This is a genomic window from Legionella fallonii LLAP-10 (assembly GCF_000953135.1).
GTDB classification, from domain to species: Bacteria; Pseudomonadota; Gammaproteobacteria; order Legionellales; family Legionellaceae; genus Legionella; species Legionella fallonii.
Window position 1 is genome coordinate 3,953,286 of the sequence record NZ_LN614827.1, and the last position, 19,597, is coordinate 3,972,882.

The following is a 19,597-nucleotide window of genomic DNA, read 5'->3' on the forward strand; positions in this document are numbered from 1 at the left end:
TTGCTTACTGAATTATATAGGAGGAATTAAAGTTAAATCAGATAACATGGACTGAAGTTCCGTCGCCAACGATAATAATAGTAAATCATTGCCTTGAGCCGCCCCCATTTGGATGGAGATAGGCAATTGCTCATGAAACGACACCGGTAGGGTCATAGCTGGAAGACCTGCTTGGTTAAATATAGAAGTAAATGGCGAAAACTCTGTATTTTTCTGCAAATAGCTAAAAAACTCATCATCCATTCTTAATTGCCCTATCTCCAATGGTAACTGCGCTAAAGCTGGAGTTAGTACTACGTCTGTATGCCTCAAGAACTCATGAAGAGGATTCAGTAATTGGTATAAATTATTTTTTGCATTAATTAATTCATGCGCATGAATCGCTTTACCTCGTTGATAAAATTCCCAGGTAATTGGCTCTAGCTCATGCCGTTCCGCGTTTCGACCTAATATACGCTGTTGTAAATTGATTGCCGCACAAGTATTAGCAGCAATGAGAATCAAAGCGCATTCACCTATTGCATCCAGATTTAATTCTAAATGTTTCTTATCTACATGATGACCTGCGTCTTCCAATAACATCTGAACTTTCTTTACCGCCGCATGATAAGGAGATGCCACAGGAACCGGGGCAAAAACCCCCTCTAAATAAGTAATAGTTAATGGCCTTCTTTGCTCAGAAAGAGGATGCACTTGGTTTAAGTTAGCCAATTTCCCAAATAAAGCAACAGTATCGCGTACGGATCGAGCAAGTACAAAATTAGTAGCCATACCAGACCATAACTCCCCAACCCAGGGCCCTGTTGGCGTTAATCCTGTTGTCGGTTTAAAGCCAAACAAACCACAGCAGGCAGCAGGGATACGAATGGAACCGCCTCCGTCACTCGCTGTAGCCACAGGTGCAATGCCAGAAGATATTGCAGCAGCCGATCCTCCTGAAGAGCCTCCGGGAGTTCTACTGAGCTCATAAGGATTGCGACAAGCGCCAAACAATACCGGCTCAGTAACGTATGAAAGACCTAATTCTGGAGTATTAGTTTTAGCAAAGGGAACAAATCCTAAAGCAATTAACTTTTTTAGTAAATCACTCGTTTGCGGAGCCTGATTGCTGGAAAAAAAACGAGAGCCTTCTGTACTTCTAATTCCCTTAAGCGCATGTCCTAGATCCTTTACTAGTAAAGGAACTCCGTAATAAGGCTCATCACCACGCATTTCGCTTAAACAGTGCTCAGCAAATGCAGAACAATCCGTCACTACAGCGTTAATAGCAGGATTGACTTCATCAATGCGCCCAAAGGCACAATTAAGTACCTCTTTGGCACTCACTTGACGATTTCTTATAAGAGAAGCCAATTCATGTACATCTAAGGATACATATTCATTCACCTGCATTCTTTGCTCCTTACAAAATAATAGATCTTATCTATAACCCGAAGATTTTGCTTTAATGCAAGACATCCAGAATTTGAATTGCAAAATTTACATAAAGCCAACGGAGAACCATTACAAATTAAAATGGGTTAATTGGCGGCAACACTTGTGATTTTCGTTTTACATTCGATTGCGTTCTCTTCATTGACTGCACTGCCCGTAATAGCTCATCACCTCGCCATAAAATTCCATCTTCTTGTCTATATAAGACTTGTGACAACAGATGCAATTGTTTCTTTAAATGAGCATCTATTACTAATTTGGTAAGGTCTGTTAAATTCAATAAAGGTGCATCTGGCCAATGTAATGAAGCCCATTTTAATAACGCATCACGAGCTCGTGCTGGGTTTCCTTCCGAACAAGCCCTTTCTAGCTCATCTAAAGCATGTTTGTATTGTCCTTTACCCAGCTTTCTTGAACGGCGCTGCCATCCCCATAAACCAAGAGTAATAATCCAAGCAAGAGCGAAGGCCGCGGCCGCTACCCATCCCCAGTTATTGGCTTGTGAGGAAGATGACGCTTCTGCTGGGGGTTGCTTTACAACAACTTCTTTGTTGGCCGCTTTAGGTTTTTCATTGTTTACCACTCCAGTTGTTGCAGGAGTAATTTCTAAAGTTCTTGGCGCTAAAATGGCAACTTCCTCCTTACCTGTTTCTGTATTAAACCAAGGAAGACGTAGTTCAGGAATAATTGCTTTGCCAACCTTATTAAATAAATAAGTCACTTTAATTTCCGTGCTACCAATGATTTCCCCTTGATTCACTTGATTTTTATCAGCGCCTTTTTCTGGATAGACACTAAAGGCATTGGCTTCCTCGAACTTTAAAGAAGGTAATAATTCTGCGGGAATACCCGTACCCTCTATAGTCACTATGCGAGTTAACGTACTGCCCTGACTGATTGTCTGACTAGGGTTTTCGTAATGCTCGGTTAACTTAATTTGTTTTGCTGGTAACCATATTTTTCCCGTGTATTGAGCAGGAATTGGTTGAACAGTTACATTGATTGCTTTATCTTGCGCCTGGACACGCTGAGGAACTAGGTCATAAACAAGTGCAGTAAATACAGGAGATTTTATTTTTAAGGTGCCACTTTTTTGTGGGAAAATGGCATAACTTTGCTCCTCAACAAAATAATTCGTACCATTTTGTACTACTGGATAACGCTTAGTGTCTCCTAAGGAAATTAATAAAGCATCGTCAACCCGCGGATCTTGATAGTTTCCATTCAATAATTGCGTATCATTTGCGGTATATAATTTTATAGTATATGTAATCTGTTGATTTACATAAGCTTTTTTCTCTTTAACCTCTGTAGTTAAAAATACATCCTGCGATTGGTTGGCGTTCACTTGCGGCTGCGTACTTTGGGTGGATGTTCCTTCAACCACATTAACTGTAAACGGAGTACTTTGCTCTAAACCAATTTTTATAGCTGGAATAGTTAAAACCCCTGTTTTTTTTGCTTTTAATGCCACGATCCATTGGCTAGACGATTGAGCTTGCCCATTGATTATTGAATAACTTACATTTCTTTCTGTACCGAGAATCACGAAATCCTTTTGTAATACGGTGAGATCAGGAACGCCATGATTTTGAGGGTCATCTTGAATTAGGGATAATTTAAAGGGTTCCCCTCGCGTTATTTGTGACGGTTCAACCTGCACTTGTATTTCAGCATGTGCCAATACACTGAATAAGCTTAAAACAGCGCCCATGATTAACTTTTTCATTGATACCACCCACGTTCTCGTCTTAAATGATCACGTAAAAATTTTTCTCTTAATAATCCCCCCGGATCATCGGGAATTAATCGCAACCATTGCTCTTTTGCTTGTTGTTTTTCTCTAGCCCCTTCTGACTGCTCTAGATCAGTTTGATTTTGATCATTTTTTTCACTTTTATTAAGTTTTTTCTGTTGCTGATTCTTCTGACTTTGTTCTTTGTTTTGCTGATTTTTGTTTTGCTGATTTTTGTTTTGTTGATCTTTGTTTTGTTGATCTTTGTTTTGTTGATCTTTGCTTTGTTGATCTTTGCTTTGTTGATCTTTGCTTTGTTGATCTTTGCTTTGTTGATCTTTGCTTTGTTGATCTTTGCTTTGTTGATCTTTGCTTTGCTGATCTTTGTTTTGCTGATCTTTGCTTTGTTGATCTTTGTTTTGCTGATCTTTGTTTTGTTGATCTTTGCTTTGTTGATCTTTGTTTTGCTGATCTTTGTTTTGCTGATCTTTGTTTTGCTGATCTTTGTTTTGTTGATCTTTGTTTTGCTTCTTCTCTTGATCTTTTTTCAATAAATCTTTAAGCAATTTACGATTATAAATTGCGTCTTGGTTGTTTGGATTTAACGATAATGCTTTATTATAAGCCTCTATAGCTTGCTCATATTGACCCATATGAGCTAGAGCATTACCTTGGTTATAATAACCTTGCTCTGTTTTTAGCCCTTTATATAACTCTCCTGCTTTTTGATAATCCCCAGCTTTATAACTCGCTGTTGCAGCCCAATCCATACGTTCAAAAGTCTCTTTTGCTTTCTTATATTGTGCCCTATTCATTAATGACTGGCCTTGCTGATCTGGGGTATACCATAAATCTTGCCAGCTAAAAGCTAAAATAGGTGACGAAAATAAAATAATTATTAAAAAGAGTACCCGTCGTATCATACTGCTACCCTCTGCAACCAACCACGTTGAAATACTGGCAACAAAAAAGCTAAAGCGACAATTAAAAACCATCGACCTTCGTCACGCCAAAGAGGAATATTATCTTTATCATTAAGAGCAAAATCAGTATTCTTACCTGCAGAATTTAGCCACTGCTCTAAGTCTGTTGAATCGGGTGAATAGACTAATAACTGACCATGGCCAGAGTTCGCAAATTGCTGAAATAATGGATTCAAATTTTTATCTGCTTTTACGGGCATAATAGAAGAGAAAATACCAGACTGAGCCAAGGTATTCGCTGTTTCTATGGCACTTGAGCTAGGAGAATCCGCCGTTAAAACCAAAATCTGTCCTTGTTTATAGCCTGCTTGCTGAATCAATTTACTTGCCTCATTTAATGCAGATTCTAATTTGTGTCCGCGCACCGGCATAATATCTGGAGTTAACGCGGATAATAGCGACGTTATAGTTTGCCCGTCATCGGTTAAAGGAGACACAACAAAGGGCTCCCCTGTATAGACAATTAATCCAAACTGCCCCTCATTTTTACGACTAAATAAATCATGCAACTTAAATTTAGCGCGACTAAGGCGATTAGGGGTCAAATCAGTCGCCATCATATTGGGAGACATATCTAAAACCAATACTCTTGGCTCTATTGGCTTATAGGTTGGCGTTGGAAGTTTGTACCAGGCCGGGCCCGCAAGGCTAAAAATCATAAACAAAATACTAAGAAATAAAAAAGACAAAGAAGTCATACGCTTACCCTGCCCCTTTTTCTGCACCAAATGAGCTAATAAATGGCTATCACATACTTCACTCCAAGCATGCAACTGCGGGGCTTGCCGCCATGATAAAATAGCAAATCCTATTAGAGGAATAATAGCCAATAACCACCAAGGTCTTAAAAAATGAAATTCAGCCATCATGATTTTACCTCCCTTTGGCGAGGCAAAGAATTCACTCGTGGAACAAGATCAGTTTTTCCTGCCATCCAGAAAAAACATAACAATAAGGCCAATCCCACAAACCAAGGGTAATAGTCTTTTTGCGGCCGTATTGTAGCCTGTTCCTGAGTTGTTGTTTCTAAATCATTAATCGTTTTATAGATTGAATGTAAGGTTTCCGTATCTGTAGCGCGGAAATAACGACCACCAGTTATTTGTGCCATTTTTTTCAGCGTCTCTTCATCAAGATCAGCGGAAGCATTAGGAATGAACAGATCATTAGCCAGCGCTCTTGGATCAGCCTCAGCACCTAAACCTATAGTATAAACTTTAATCCCATCTTCTTTGGCTAGTTCCGCAGCCTTTAGTGGCCTTAATATACCAGCGTTATTAGCGCCATCGGTTAGCAGTATAATGATACGACCGGTGTCGGGTACTTCTTCCAAACGTTTTACCGCTAATCCCACAGCATCACCGATGGATGTCATTGGACCTGCAAGGCCGGGCGTAGCGTCTTCAATGCGCATCAATATACTGTGCTTGTCATAAGTCAAAGGAGTCTGCAAATAAGCTCGACTACCAAAGAGAATTAAACCAATCTTATCACCAGTCCTATCTTGGACAAATTGTGACGCAGCGCGTTTCACCACCGCTAATCGACTCATTGGGCGTCCATGCAAAATCATATCATTGATATCCATGCTATTGGATAAATCCAGAACCATCATGATGTTATATCCCTCGCGAGTCACGGGTACAGGTTCACCAATCCAGCGAGGTCCTGCCAAAGCAAAAACCAGTAATACCCAGATTAGTGCAGGAATTAATAACAGTGATTGTGCGGACATGGAATGTCTTTCATGCTCCACTATGTTTAACATGGCGTCAAAAAAAGGAACTTTTAAAGCCGTTGGCAATTTTACTTTTGCTCGTGGCACTAAATACCAAATGATTAAAGGCAAAGGAAGGAACAGTAAAACCCAAGGAGTGGCTAGTTCGAACATGGCGCGCTCCTTTGCTTAATCCAAAGTTGGGCCTGAATGATAAGCGGCTGTAGATCCACAGTTTCACTCGTTTTAAAAGGAGAATCGAGTAACATGGATTTGACAGAATAAAAATCCACACCGTTACCTGTTTTATTTAAAAACTCAATCCATCCATCACCATGCAAACTAGCTACTGCCGATCGTGGATAATAGACTAACGCTACTCGTCTTAATAACTCTGAAATGCAGGCACTTGTTAATTGAGCATTTCTCTCTTTCTCATATTGAATGGTGTAATTCTTCAATAATTCTAAGGCTTGATTTTTTGCCAAAGCATCGCGACGTCTTTTACGAAGGAAATAAGCAAATACAATCGCCATTACAAGGATCATCAACATGACCACATACCAACCAGGTGCTAATGGCCACCAACCTATAGAATCGGGGAGATGAATGTCTTTTAATTGTGTTAACTCATCCGCTTTAGCCACGAGTCCTCCTGGGAAAAGTCAGACGAACAATCTGTGCTAAATCCGCATCAGCAGTAATTTGTACATACTGGATTTGTAAGCTTTTAAATTGCTCTTTTAACTGCTGTATCCTTTGTTGGCAATAATCTTCATAAGCAGTAGTAACCGTTTCAAGCTTGGTATCAAGTAAAATTTCTTGTTGACCGTTAGTAATAGCATATTGCTGAGGTTTAGGTGGTGCTAACTCTATAGGATCACAGACGTGATAAGCCAGAACATCATTATGCCCTCTTAACCGATTCAAGTGTTGCTCACACTCACTGTCCATAGAATAGAAATCGCTAATTAATACCAAAATACTTCCAGGTCTTATGACTCGTCGTAATCGCACTAAAGCATCGCTAAGCATTCTTGGTTTTTCCTCGCGTTGTGCTTCAGTTTGATCAGTATACTGACTCAGTGCCGCTAATAAAGGAAGAACCCCGGCATCACGTCCGCGTGGAATAAATTCACTATGTTGACTGGCAGAAAAAAGAAAGCCGCCAATTCGATCTCCTTGCTTAATAACGGTCCAAGCAATGATTGAGGCCAATCGAGCAGCAATTACTGATTTAAACGCTATTTTTGTACCAAAAATCATAGACGGATTGAAATCAGCAAGAATCACAACAGGCCTCTCTCGTTCCTCTTGATAGAGTTTTACGTGAGGTTTCCCGGTACGAGCAGTAATTCGCCATTCCATGTGACGAATTTCATCCCCAGCCTGATAATTTCTCACTTCAGCGAAATCCATTCCCCGACCACGTATTTTAGATAAATGATTTCCAGAACGCAGGGCTTTTATTTCAGGTGGATATTGCACTGACTGAGCATAGCGTCTAAGACCAATCAATTCATTTAATTCTGCGACAACACCATCAGCCATAAAAACCTCTAAGGAATAGCGACCAGACGTAATAAGGCATCAATGAAATCATCACTATTTACTCCCTCAGCTTCTGCTTCATAACTCAATAAGATCCGATGACGCAATACATCGTGAGCGATCGCATGAATATCATCAGGAGTGACATAATCTCTACCAGCAAGCCAAGCATGGGCTTTAGAACATCTATCCAAGGCAATAGTGGCTCTCGGACTAGCACCAAAACGCAACCATCGACCTAACTCCGCACTGTAAACACCTGGATTACGTGTTGCAACAACCAATTGCACCAAGTAATGTTCCAATGCTTCACTAGTATGCACTTTAAGCACTTGCTGACGTGCTTCAAATAGAGTTTTTTGTGCTAATTTCTCGGTCTTAACCTTTATATTACTAGTAGGGGTGCCTTGGGCTTCTTTTCGAGCCAAAGCTAAAATCTCATGCTCCACTTTAGCATCAGGATAGCCAATTTTCACGTACATTAAAAAGCGGTCTAATTGAGCTTCAGGTAAAGGATAGGTCCCCTCCTGCTCGATTGGATTTTGTGTCGCCATGACTAAGAACAATTCGGGCAAGGGATAGGTTTTACTGCCAATGGTTACCTGCCTTTCCGCCATGGCCTCAAGTAAAGCTGATTGTACTTTAGCAGGGGCTCGGTTAATTTCATCAGCCAAAATCAAGTGATGAAATATGGGACCAGGCTGAAATACAAATGAATTGTCTTGAGGATGATAGACATCTGTACCGGTCAAATCACCAGGTAATAAATCTGGAGTAAACTGGATTCGATGAGAATCCCCTTCAACTACATCAGATAATTCCTTAATTGCACGAGTTTTTGCTAGCCCAGGCGCGCCTTCAACTAATAAATGGCCGTCTGCAAGTAAGGCTATTAACAAGCGAGAGATCAAGCCCTTTTGACCTAAAATTCGTGAGTTCAGATGGTTGCTGAGTTGTAACATTTGCTCTTGTACAGAAACCACGACTTTATCGTCTAACTGCTCCATTACATTCACCTTCTTAAAAGATTTAATCCTAACGTGAATTCAATCGGATGCCAAGTAAAGCAACTACCTAGCGAGTGTTGGTCTGATATTATATAAAACCCGCTAAGTAGATCTCAATAGTTTATTATGAAGCTAGGATAGTAATTTCATTAAAATGAATTCCTCTAGCACATCAAAAGACATGCCCAGTGTTTTGATCTCCTTGCCCCATGGTTATTTAAGAGGATCTATTCTACTTTAACTAGGCATCTACCAAAATTTCTTTTATGGGAAAATACTAGCCTGGATGCTCATGAATGGTAATCTGGCTGCAATTCCAGAGGCATCATCTGTTGCAGATGTTCATATAATGAGATAATTTCCTCGCAAAACACATGTAGTTGTTGCTGATCCTCCCATAAATCATAACTAATTCCCTTATTAAACACTTGTTGACGTGACAGCGTTTTTAGCAAGAGCAGCTCCTGACTAGAGAAACCAAGATGACTATTTAATTCAACCAGTTCCATTAACTTTTTATATTCCTTTATAGGTCTATGCTCGTGTAAACAATAGGCTTTGAACGTCAGTTGAAACGCAACATACATCAGAGAAGTAACAGATGATAAAGCATCGATAGAATCCCCTCCAGGCGCGCTGCCACTAGTTATCTGCTGCATTAAATAATCTGCAGCATAAGCATGTTGTGTTGCAACACTAAGCAACTCTAAAGGAGATAAATAACGCTTGTCCATGGTAAAATGTTTCCTGTTTCTAAAGTGCTTTTATATAACAAACCTGAGCCCTATATATAACGAGACTCATAGTAAAACAATGGCTCATGCATCATCGATAGGTAATGTCGAGCTCTTATTTACTGATCTATGGTAAAATGTGAGCGAATTATATCCTTGAATTCATTATATGCACACAATTATTAATAGCCCATGGCAAATAGGATCTTTAACTCTTCCTAATAGGTTGATTCAAGGCCCTTTGGCTGGTTACAGTTGCGCTCCTTTTCGTCAGCTTTTTTATCAATTCACTCCCCCTGCCTTTTGTGTGACAGAAATGAGTTCGGCCGTCGATATTATCAACAAACATGCCCCGCAATCTCGCTATCGTTACCGTTCTCCCCAAGAGAAACTCCTCTCCTATCAAATTTCAGGTAATGACATGCATATTATGGCGCAAGCGGCGCAATTATTAGAATCTCACGGAGCTGATCTAATTGATGTCAATTGTGGTTGCCCGAAAACTAAAATCCGTAAAAAAGGAGCGGGAAGTGCCCTCTTGGACGAACCACAAAAACTAGTCGATATTATAAAAAAAATTCGTGCCACCATATCGATCCCCCTAACAGTTAAAATTCGCATTCAGGGAAATAGCAACGATGAAACACTAGCTAAAAGGATCGAAGAGGCCGGGGCTGATGCCCTCATTGTTCATGGTCGACGCTGGATAGACGATTATGATGTTGCTTGTGACCTGGAGCAAATAGCGCAAATCAAACAAAGCATCAGCATTCCTGTGATTGCTAATGGTGATATCCATGACAGCTTAACCTTACAAAGAGCAATAAAAACAAGTTCCTGTGATGCCTTTATGATAGCAAGAGCAGGCAGTGGGCGCCCTTGGCTCTATCAAGAGCTTCTCGAACAACATGCTATGGAAATCACTCAATCCGAGAAAATAAAATTATTCCTATATCATCTTGAAGGTCTAGCCCGTCTTGAAGACGAGTTTAAAGCGATACTGCAAAGTAAATCGCTAATACGTTATTATTTTAGACAACAGCTTCATCAACAGCAATTAGAACAATTTTATAAATTGTCGTCTATAGAAGCTATTGAACTTTATTTGCAACACGTCCTAGATCTGCAAATGGTTTAACTAGGCACAAAATAATTGTGCTATTATTTATCAATGATCCCCCCTAGTTATAAGGAAATAACATGGCCATGAATGTCACCCAAAAAATAATCCATGCTCATCTCCTGCATGGAAAGATGGAACCAGAAACAGAAATAGCCTTAAAAATAGATCAAACGCTCTGCCAGGATGCTACAGGAACATTAGTCATGCTCGAGTTAGAAGCCATGGACCTGGAACGCACCAAAGCAGAGGTTTCGGTGCAATATGTCGATCATAATTTAATTCAAGAAGATAATAAGAATGCAGATGATCATCTTTTCCTGGAAAGTGCGACAAAACGCTTTGGTATCTATTACAGTAGGCCAGGTAATGGAATAAGTCATGCGGTGCATATGCAAAATTTTGGCATCCCAGGAAAAACTCTTGCCGGCTCAGACAGCCATACCTGCGCAGCGGGCTCTCTTGGCATGATTGCTATTGGTTCAGGAGGATTAGAAGTCGCCATGGCGATAGCTGGTTATCCTCTCTACATCAAAATGCCTAAAATATTCGGCGTTAAATTAACGGGCTCATTACCTGATTGGGTCAGCGCCAAAGATATTATTTTAGAGATGCTACGTCGTTATGATGTTAAAGGAGGTGTTGGCTACATCATTGAATATTATGGAGAGGGATTAAAACATTTATCAGCCATGGATAGGCACGTTATAGCCAATATGGGGGCGGAATTAGGAGCTACGACGTCTGTTTTCCCTTCAGATGAAATCACTTATGAATTTTTAAAAAGCCAAGGTCGTGATGCCGATTGGAAAGAACTTAAAGCGGATAAAGAAGCCACATACGATAAACATGATGAAATCAATTTATCTACTCTTGAACCCCTTATTGCCAAACCAACCAGCCCTGGTAATGTAGTTCCCGTAGCAGAAATTGCAGGTGAAGAGCTTTACCAAGCGTATATAGGATCATCGGCTAACCCTGGCTATAGAGATTTTGCTATTGCTGCTGAAATAGTTAAAAAACAAACAGTAAAGCCCTCTGTCTCCTTTGACATTAATCCTAGTTCTCGCACTATTTTAGAAGAGTTAGCTCGTGATGGACACTTAGGCAGTCTTATTCATGCGGGAGCCCGCATACACCAGGCCGGTTGCAATGGCTGTATTGGTATGGGACAGGCACCTGCGACTGAAAAAAATAGTTTACGGACTGTCCCTCGTAACTTCCCTGGGCGCTCAGGAACAACGGAAGACCACGTCTTTTTGTGCAGTCCAGAAACTGCAGCGGCATCTGCATTAATGGGAGTAATCACCGATCCCAGAACATTAAAAATGCCTTACCCTAAAATAACGCTGCCAAAGAATAGAATATTAAATCGTGCCTGTCTTGAATCTCCTTTAACATTGCAGGAGGCAAAAAAAATCTCTTTAGTTAAGGGACCAAATATTGTTTCATTACCTGAATTAGATCCTTTGCCCAATTCATTAACATTACCTGTATTACTGATAGTTGGAAATAATATTTCAACGGATGAGATCTCTCCGGCAGGAGCAAAAGTACTTCCGTATCGCAGTAATATTCCTAAAATTAGTGAGTTTACCTATACCCATGTTGATAAGGATTATGTACCTCGTGCCAAAAGGCATAAGGGATTCCATGCCATTATTGGGGGAGACAATTATGGCCAAGGTTCCAGTCGTGAACATGCGGCATTAGCTCCTCGGTATTTGGGTCTAAGAGTGGTCATAGCCAAAAGTTTTGCTCGTATTCATTGGCAAAATTTAGTTAATTTTGGCATCTTGCCACTGGTCTTCAAAAATCCTAAAGACTATGACGCAATCAAACTCAATGATGTCATCGAAATTAGTAACTTACCGACTATTTTAGATAAAGAAGAATGGACCATAAAAATTAATCACAAGGATGTAATCGTGCAACATACTTTATCTGAGCGTCAGAAAGAAGTGCTCAGCCTAGGTGGATTAATTAATTGGGTAAAACAAGACTTAGACAGTCAAAAATCGTTGCGTAAACACGGGTAAATCTGCCAGGCCGCAGCTATGAGCCGAGGGTTCGATTTATACTTAGACTCGGTTCTGTACTCTCTATCCTACCAAGCTTCTCCCCCCATCGACGTTTAATGTTTGTCCAGTGATAAATGGGTTTTGCGCCAGACTTAAAACAGCCTGTGCAATAAACTGGGGATTACCATGCCGTTTTAACGGCGTTTTTGCAATGATCTTTTGCTGCTCTTCTCTAGTTAAACTATTAACATTTTCTGGCCACATAATAGCGCCAGGGGCAACGGCATTGACTCTGACTTCGGGGGCAAATTCACGCGCTAAAGATTCCGTTTGCATTTTTAAGGCGGCTTTGCTTTGGCAATAAACGCTATATCCTTTCAGCGGTTTTTCTGCATGTATATCGGTTATATTAATAATGCATCCACTTCGCTCTTTTAATAAAGGATAAGCTGCCTGACTAAGTAAAAAAGGAACTTTGACATGAATGTCAAAAAGCGCTTGCCAATCGGTGGCGCTAAATGAATCATACTCCGTACGCACAAAAATTGACGCGTTATTTACTAATAAGTCCAAACGGCCAGTCCAATCAGATATTGTTGTCATTATTTCCTGTGCCGCAAGATCTTCAGTAAGCTCTCGTTGCAAAATAAGAGCACTATCTTGTTGTTTATTATTCAGTTCTACAGCAAGCGCATGAGCCTCACTCAAAGTATTACGACAGTGAATCACTACTTTATATCCAGCTTGATGCAATAAAGTAACGATGGCTGCCCCAATACGTCGCGCCCCGCCAGTCACTAAAGCCACTTTCGCTGCTTGTTTGTTTGCCTGATTCAAGGTATGTTCCCCATTTTAAGTCATTTATATCGATTATGAGTTTAATACAAACGCTGCATGCCCACTTAGCCCAACGCAAAGAAATACCCTTCGTAGAATTCATGCAACTGGCATTATATGCCCCAGGCGAAGGCTATTACAGTTCTGGCTTACCGAAATTAGGCAAACAAGGTGATTTTATTACAGCACCTGAACTAACCCCATTATTTGGCCATACCCTGGCCAATCAATGCCAACAAATATTACCCAACCTAAGCTCCCCAATTTTATTTGAATTTGGTGCCGGCTCAGGAAGACTTTGTGTGGATATCTTATGCCGTTTAGAAGAACTTGATTGTTTACCTCAATCTTACGCCATTCTAGAAGTCAGTGCTAATCTGCGCCATAGACAACAAGAACTAATTCAGCAAACAATCCCTCATCTAGCCGCTAAGGTACACTGGCTTGAACGCTGGCCAGAACATGCATTTAATGGGGTTATTATAGCCAACGAAGTATTAGATGCGATGCCAGTCAATCGCTTCATCCTCACTGAAGATGGGGTTCAGGAAAGCTACATCACCCTGAATGAACAACATCAATTAAAAGAGATATTCAAACCCAGTCAAAACCCGCGACTACTTAGCTATGTTAATAGTCATCTGCAAGACGTCCCCACACCTTACCTATCAGAAGTTAATCTTTTTCTTGATGATTGGCTCATAAATGTCTACCAAATGCTACAGCAAGGAGTGGCCTTATTAATAGATTACGGATTCCCGCGACACGAGTATTATCATGCTGATAGACATCAAGGAACATTAATGTGTCATTACAGACATCATAGTCACCCAGATCCTTTATTACATCCTGGAGAGCAAGACATTACTGCTCACGTTGATTTTACTCACGTTGCCGAAGCAGGGCATCAAGCAGGATTCCATATTGCAGGTTATACTAATCAAGCCTCTTTTTTGCTAGCCAATGGTTTGTTAAGCTTAATCCATAATTTGGAAGGTGAGCAGGAACAATTCTCCGCGAAGCAGGCCATAAAACAGCTAACCCAGCACAGCGAAATGGGTGAGCTATTTAAGGTCATGGCACTAATTAAGAACATGGAAATCGATTTACATGGATTTCAATTACAAGATAAACGAGCGAGTTTATAAATGATAAAAAGATATCTAACAACGGTGGAACTACAAAAAGAATCCATGAAGTTTTCCGCAGGCCATACCACTATTTTCTCCGCCACAGAAAGAGAGCCCTTGCATGGGCATATGTACAATGTTTATTTAGCCCTTACCACCTGGGTAGAAGAAAATGGAATGACCTTTGATTATCGTTATTATAAGGAGCGAATTCATAAATTGTGTCGTCAGTTAAACCAAACATTTCTTATGCCACAATATTCACCATTTTTAGAGTATGGTGAAGATAAGGAATATTATTACTTTACTTTTAACCATAAGAAAATTCCTTTCCTGAAAGAAGACGTGACACTCATGCCACTGACCAATATCACTGTTGAAGAATTATCACGTTGGTTTGTCAATGAACTCATTAAAGAACATGAAGAACTCGATAGACATCGCATAGAGAAAGTAGTGGTCAAGGTTTTCTCCGCCCCTGGACAATCAGCAAGCCATGAGTGGCTGAGATGAATAAATCTCGTTCACAACTCGTAGTGGAGGGGCAAGGAGGCGTTGAGTGCGCAGTAACGCCAATGTCCTCCGTAGCAGAGTTGCGAACGAGCTCCAGTACGGTGTATCAGGTCTGTATTCCTCATACCAGTCGTAATTATTTCGATTATGATGCTCAAGGCTTAATGCCTTGTATCGGTGGCAGAGTGTGGGTTCCTTTTCGTAATCAAACCCGCCTGGGCATAGTCATTAGTAAAGGGCAAACCCAACTTACTGGAACATCATTAAAAAGCATCGGTGCGGTTATAGACGATGCCCCATTAATTACAGAGGATTTGCTTGCCTTATGTTTGTGGATTAGCAATTATTACCAATCACCTCTTTCTGAGGTACTCCCTTTAGCCTTACCCAAAAAATATCGTTTAGGTCAAGCGTGCCAATTACCCGTAGGTGATTTTTATCAATTAAAAATACCTGCAGAAGAAGCTAAAAAACTAGTCCCATCGCGCGCGCGCAAACAATTAGAACTTATTGATTTTTTAGACACACAACAAAAACAGGTTTCTAGACAAAAACTGACGCAAAATGGTTTTAATGCTAGCCCAATAATGGCCTTACTTGCGGCACAAATAATTCAATTGTCACAACAGATTATTATTCCAGAAAGAACAGAACAATCGATAACACCGCCCCTCGCCCTTAATCCTGAACAAGCGGTAGCAGTTACTGCGATAGCAGAGCATTTACATCATTACCGGAGTTTTTTATTACAAGGCGTAACCGGCAGTGGTAAAACAGAGGTTTATTTGCAGGTCATCGCGAAGGTTTTAGAGCAAGGAAAACAGGTGCTCATCCTAGTTCCTGAAATTGGTTTAACTCCTCAACTATTATCTCGCTTTACCGCGCGATTCAAGCAACCTATAGCCGTGATTCACTCCAATTTAAATGAATCGGAAAGACAAGTTGCCTGGCAATTAGCTAAAGAAAAGCGCGTGAGCATGGTCATTGGCACTCGTTCTTCTGTATTCACTCCTATGCCCGATTTAGGACTCATTATCATTGATGAGGAACATGATAGTTCACTCAAACAAATGGAGGGGGTGCGCTATTCGGCCCGAGACACCGCATTAATGCGTGCTCATTTCGCTAATATCCCCATTATTTTGGGATCTGCTACTCCAAGTTTGGAAAGCATGCAGAACTGTAAACAAAATAAGTACACTTTATTAAAATTAAATCATAAAGCGTTAACAACAACCCCGCTGCATTATCAACTAATCGATTTACGCTCCCAAACAATCCAACATGGCTTGGCAATACCTACGCTAAAGATCATAGAAGAACATTTGCAGAACAAGAATCAAGTACTGATTTTTATTAATCGTAGGGGCTTTGCACCTGTATTGCTTTGCCATCAATGCGGATGGATGGCTGATTGCCGCGCCTGTGATAGCCACCTAACCTTGCATAAGCAATTAGGGCAAATGATTTGTCATCATTGTGGTTTGACACAAAAAAAACCGATGGCATGCCATCACTGTAAAGGCACAGAGCTAATCCCTGTAGGCACGGGAACACAAAGGATTCATGAGTTTTTAAGTACGCGCTTTCCCCATACCAATATAGTTCGTATAGATCGGGATGAAGTACGCAAAAAGCATGCTTTAGATACTTATCTCGACAAAATCAACAGCGGCGAAGCGCAACTCATTATTGGTACACAAATGTTAGCGAAAGGACATCATTTTCCGCGGTTATCCTTAGTAGTAGTGCTTGAAGCAGATGCTGGTTTATACAATCAAGACTTTAGGGCAATAGAACATTTAGGACAATTACTCACGCAAGTTTCTGGACGAGCGGGGCGGGCCGAACAAGCTGGTCAGGCATTAATCCAAACTCACGCGCCCGATCATCCTTTACTCAATTTATTAATTCAACAAGGCTATAATGAGTTTGCTGATGCCTTACTGGCTACTCGCCAACAAGCAGAATTACCTCCTTTTCACTTTTTGGCGGTTATCCGAGCTCAAGGTAATGCCATAGATAAAGTCTTAAACTTTATGCATGCGGCTAAAGACCAAATTAAAACTCACCCACTAATAGTTATGGGACCAGCCCCAGCCCCTTTACCGCGTAAGGCGAATCAACATCGCATGCAATTACTCATAAAATCCCACTCAAGGAAAATACTAAATAGTTCGTTGACGCAATTAAGAGAGTGGTTAACAATAACCAAATTAAGCAACGGAATCCGTTGGAATGTGGATGTTGATCCTATGGACCTATCATGACCGATAAAAAAATTACTGTACATCAAAAAACCTTCGATATTGCTTGGGGAGACATGGATGCATTAGGGCACGTCAATAATGCACGTTATTTTGATTATTTTCAGGAGGCACGCATCGAATGGTTAAGAGATCTTAATATCACTTTAACCGAGAAAATAGGCCCCGTCGTTATTCATGTAGCCTGTACTTATTTTAAGCCAGTTATCTACCCGGCTACGGTAACACTACGCAGTAGCGTCGATAGTTTGGGTAATTCCAGTATGATCATGGATCATGATTTATATCAAAATGAAGTGCTGATGGCCCAAGGCATCAGTAAGGTCGTATGGGTGGACTATGTACAAGGTAAATCCGTACCATTACCGGAAAAAGTCCGTGATTTTTTTAAGTGATTCGGTAAGGTAACAACTTGTTGCCCAACCCACAACGACTTGCCCCCGTTTGCAAGCAACCGTGCTACATAGATTATTTACACCACAACAACTCAAGGATTAATAGCGCTTAATCACAAACGGTGTAATAGCCATGTCTGTAGGGGTTGGAGCGAGAACGAAATTCATAATCTCGGCAATGTTGGCCGCGCTCGTCATAGCGTTTTTGTAAACGAAATACAAAATCACCAAAATTCATATCTTGCTGCCATTCCCGTGCGTCTCTTTGCTTTTGCTCTTCATCTAATTTATTTAAGAATTTGCTAAGTCTACTGCTATGTCCTGTACTTATACCAATACTTAAAGATGCTAATAAAACTACTACTATTTTCTTAATCATGATGAAAACCATTAGACCACTTGAGGCAATATTAAACCACATAAGCAAATAAAAATCCATCAACTGCCCAACCACAGCCCGGAATTCAAGGAGTCAAGCAAAATGGAGCATGGTCAGGAAGAGGAGGAATTTACCTATATGTTCCTTACCAACCATTCCTAGATAAGGGAATAAATCACTTAAGCTCACGCCATGGCGTGAGCAGTTGTTGCCTAAACTGCTATCGGCGCTTTGATTGCCGGATGAAATTGATAATTAGCAAACTCAAAATCATCATAGCTATATTCAAATAAAGACTCAGGCTTAGATTTGATATGTAATGTAGGTAAAGGAAACGGCTCTCTTGTTAATTGAGTACGGGCTTGATCCAAATGATTAAGGTACAAATGGCAATCCCCACCTGTCCAGATAAACTCACCAACCCCAAGATTACATTGCTGCGCTACCATATGAGTTAATAATGCATAGGAAGCGATATTAAAAGGTACCCCTAGAAACACATCAGCTGAACGCTGATACAACTGGCAAGAAAGCTTATTATTCGCCACATAAAATTGAAATAAGGCATGACATGGCATTAACGCCATTTTATCTAACTCACCCACATTCCAAGCGCTGACAATGAGACGGCGTGAATCGGGGTTAGTTTTAATTTGTTGTATCACATCAGATAGTTGATCAATGGTACGCCCGTCTGCAGTGGGCCAGCTGCGCCATTGACGCCCATAGACAGGGCCTAAATCCCCGTCACTATCAGCCCACTCGTCCCAAATGGTAACGCCATTCTCCTGTAAATAAGCAATATTAGTATCGCCGCGCAAGAACCATAATAATTCATGGACAATACTACGCATGTGCAATTTTTTGGTGGTTACTAATGGAAAACCAATGTTCAAATCAAAACGCATTTGGTAACCAAAAACAGACAAGGTACCGGTTCCAGTTCTATCTGTCTTTTCCGCTCCTTGCTGTAATATATGTTCTAATAACTGTAAATAAGCTTTCATCGTTTAACCCACCATAACCAAAATCCGAATAATAACATCGGTATAGAGAGAAGCTGTCCCATAGTCAACCAATTAAACGCAATATACCCTAATTGAGGGTCGGGTTCGCGAAAACATTCGGCTATCAAGCGACATACTGCATAACCCATTAGAAAAACAGCAGAAACACGCCCTGTAGCTCTAGGCTTGGCAGCATAACACCAAACCAGGATAAATAAACCGACACCTTCCAAACCAAATTCATAAATTTCTGATGGATGACGAGGCTGATTATCAACATGACTATAAACCATTGCCCAAGGAACATCAGTTACTCGCCCCCAAAGCTCTCCATTGATAAAATTGCCTGCACGTCCGGCCGCTAATCCCAAAGGAACTAAAGGAGCGACAAAATCACCGACCTCCCAGAATTTCTTACCAAATCGACGAGAAAACAGCCAAACAGCAATGATAACGCCGATCAAACCGCCATGAAAGGACATCCCACCTTCCCAAATTTTAAATAAAATCCAAGGTTGGTGAAACAATTCTTGAGTATTATAAAACAGCATGTAACCAATACGGCCACCCAAAATTACACCAAGAGCAGCATAAAAAATTAGATCACTAATCTGTTCAGTGGTCCAATCCAACTTATAATGTTTTGTCCGCCAATAAGCCAGTAACCAGGCCGCAACAAAACCTACGAGATACATGAGTCCATACCAATGAACCTTCACTGGCCCCAAAGAAAAAGCCACAGGATCTATATAAGGAAATGTAAGCAT

19 protein-coding genes are annotated in these 19,597 nt (G+C 40.6%); 6 read left to right on the forward strand and 13 right to left on the reverse strand.

The features are described from left to right. Positions 1 to 12 precede the first annotated feature (12 nt). The 9 genes from LFA_RS16480 to LFA_RS16520 form a co-directional block, all read right to left on the reverse strand. Entirely contained in the window at positions 13 to 1,392 is a 1,380-nt protein-coding gene (locus LFA_RS16480; RefSeq protein ID WP_045097137.1) for an amidase, read from the reverse strand. Between the two features lie 118 nt (positions 1,393 to 1,510). Beyond that, complete coding sequence (locus LFA_RS16485) at positions 1,511 to 3,163, reverse strand: BatD family protein (RefSeq protein ID WP_045097138.1); 1,653 nt, start codon at positions 3,161 to 3,163, stop codon at positions 1,511 to 1,513. Next, the gene (locus LFA_RS20705; protein WP_045097139.1) at positions 3,160 to 4,092 is read right to left on the reverse strand and encodes a tetratricopeptide repeat protein; all 933 of its coding nucleotides are present in this window, start codon (positions 4,090 to 4,092) and stop codon (positions 3,160 to 3,162) included. Before LFA_RS20705 ends, LFA_RS16485 begins: the two co-directional genes overlap by 4 nt. Then, complete coding sequence (locus tag LFA_RS16495) at positions 4,089 to 5,021, reverse strand: vWA domain-containing protein (RefSeq protein WP_045097140.1); 933 nt, start codon at positions 5,019 to 5,021, stop codon at positions 4,089 to 4,091. The genes LFA_RS20705 and LFA_RS16495 overlap by 4 nt, the downstream gene beginning before the upstream one ends. Further along, on the reverse strand, positions 5,018 to 6,043 hold the full coding sequence (locus LFA_RS16500) for a vWA domain-containing protein (protein ID WP_045097141.1): 1,026 nt from the start codon (positions 6,041 to 6,043) through the stop codon (positions 5,018 to 5,020). Before LFA_RS16500 ends, LFA_RS16495 begins: the two co-directional genes overlap by 4 nt. After that, complete coding sequence (locus LFA_RS16505) at positions 6,031 to 6,516, reverse strand: DUF4381 domain-containing protein (protein WP_045097142.1); 486 nt, start codon at positions 6,514 to 6,516, stop codon at positions 6,031 to 6,033. Before LFA_RS16505 ends, LFA_RS16500 begins: the two co-directional genes overlap by 13 nt. Continuing rightward, a complete protein-coding gene (locus LFA_RS16510; RefSeq protein ID WP_045097143.1) occupies positions 6,509 to 7,420 on the reverse strand; it encodes a DUF58 domain-containing protein in 912 nt (303 codons plus the stop codon). The genes LFA_RS16505 and LFA_RS16510 overlap by 8 nt, the downstream gene beginning before the upstream one ends. A gap of 8 nt (positions 7,421 to 7,428) precedes the next feature. Then, a complete protein-coding gene (locus LFA_RS16515; protein ID WP_045097144.1) occupies positions 7,429 to 8,427 on the reverse strand; it encodes an AAA family ATPase in 999 nt (332 codons plus the stop codon). Between the two features lie 290 nt (positions 8,428 to 8,717). Then, positions 8,718 to 9,161 carry a hypothetical protein gene (locus LFA_RS16520; protein WP_045097145.1) on the reverse strand — a complete coding sequence of 148 codons (444 nt, stop codon included), beginning with the start codon at positions 9,159 to 9,161 and terminating at the stop codon, positions 8,718 to 8,720. Positions 9,162 to 9,330: 169 nt separating this feature from the next. Between LFA_RS16520 and LFA_RS16525 the strand changes: the two genes are divergently transcribed. Then, positions 9,331 to 10,299 (forward strand): tRNA dihydrouridine synthase, encoded by a 969-nt coding sequence (locus tag LFA_RS16525; protein WP_045097146.1) that lies wholly within the window; start codon positions 9,331 to 9,333, stop codon positions 10,297 to 10,299. Positions 10,300 to 10,367: 68 nt separating this feature from the next. Beyond that, positions 10,368 to 12,320 carry an aconitate hydratase gene (locus LFA_RS16530; protein ID WP_045097708.1) on the forward strand — a complete coding sequence of 651 codons (1,953 nt, stop codon included), beginning with the start codon at positions 10,368 to 10,370 and terminating at the stop codon, positions 12,318 to 12,320. A 63-nt stretch (positions 12,321 to 12,383) separates the two neighbouring features. On the opposite strand, the gene LFA_RS16535 is transcribed toward LFA_RS16530, so the two are convergent. Continuing rightward, a complete protein-coding gene (locus LFA_RS16535) occupies positions 12,384 to 13,139 on the reverse strand; it encodes a pteridine reductase (RefSeq protein ID WP_045097147.1) in 756 nt (251 codons plus the stop codon). Between the two features lie 35 nt (positions 13,140 to 13,174). Here LFA_RS16535 and LFA_RS16540 point away from each other — a divergent pair, with 35 nt between their 5' ends. From LFA_RS16540 to LFA_RS16555, 4 genes are all read left to right on the forward strand, one after another. After that, a complete protein-coding gene (locus LFA_RS16540; RefSeq protein ID WP_045097148.1) occupies positions 13,175 to 14,287 on the forward strand; it encodes a class I SAM-dependent methyltransferase in 1,113 nt (370 codons plus the stop codon). A 3-nt stretch (positions 14,288 to 14,290) separates the two neighbouring features. Then, the gene (locus LFA_RS16545) at positions 14,291 to 14,782 is read left to right on the forward strand and encodes a 6-pyruvoyl trahydropterin synthase family protein (protein ID WP_157010443.1); all 492 of its coding nucleotides are present in this window, start codon (positions 14,291 to 14,293) and stop codon (positions 14,780 to 14,782) included. 62 nt (positions 14,783 to 14,844) lie between these two features. Beyond that, positions 14,845 to 17,052 carry a primosomal protein N' gene (locus tag LFA_RS16550; RefSeq protein ID WP_045097709.1) on the forward strand — a complete coding sequence of 736 codons (2,208 nt, stop codon included), beginning with the start codon at positions 14,845 to 14,847 and terminating at the stop codon, positions 17,050 to 17,052. After that, on the forward strand, positions 17,049 to 17,444 hold the full coding sequence (locus tag LFA_RS16555) for an acyl-CoA thioesterase (protein WP_045097150.1): 396 nt from the start codon (positions 17,049 to 17,051) through the stop codon (positions 17,442 to 17,444). The genes LFA_RS16550 and LFA_RS16555 overlap by 4 nt, the downstream gene beginning before the upstream one ends. Before the next feature lie 109 nt (positions 17,445 to 17,553). Here LFA_RS16555 and LFA_RS16560 read toward each other — a convergent pair whose 3' ends face one another. The 3 genes from LFA_RS16560 to lgt form a co-directional block, all read right to left on the reverse strand. Further along, the gene (locus tag LFA_RS16560) at positions 17,554 to 17,820 is read right to left on the reverse strand and encodes a hypothetical protein (RefSeq protein ID WP_045097710.1); all 267 of its coding nucleotides are present in this window, start codon (positions 17,818 to 17,820) and stop codon (positions 17,554 to 17,556) included. A gap of 215 nt (positions 17,821 to 18,035) precedes the next feature. Then, entirely contained in the window at positions 18,036 to 18,830 is a 795-nt protein-coding gene (thyA, locus tag LFA_RS16565; protein ID WP_045097151.1) for a thymidylate synthase, read from the reverse strand. Further along, the gene (lgt, locus tag LFA_RS16570) at positions 18,827 to 19,597 is read right to left on the reverse strand and encodes a prolipoprotein diacylglyceryl transferase (RefSeq protein WP_045097152.1); all 771 of its coding nucleotides are present in this window, start codon (positions 19,595 to 19,597) and stop codon (positions 18,827 to 18,829) included. Before lgt ends, thyA begins: the two co-directional genes overlap by 4 nt.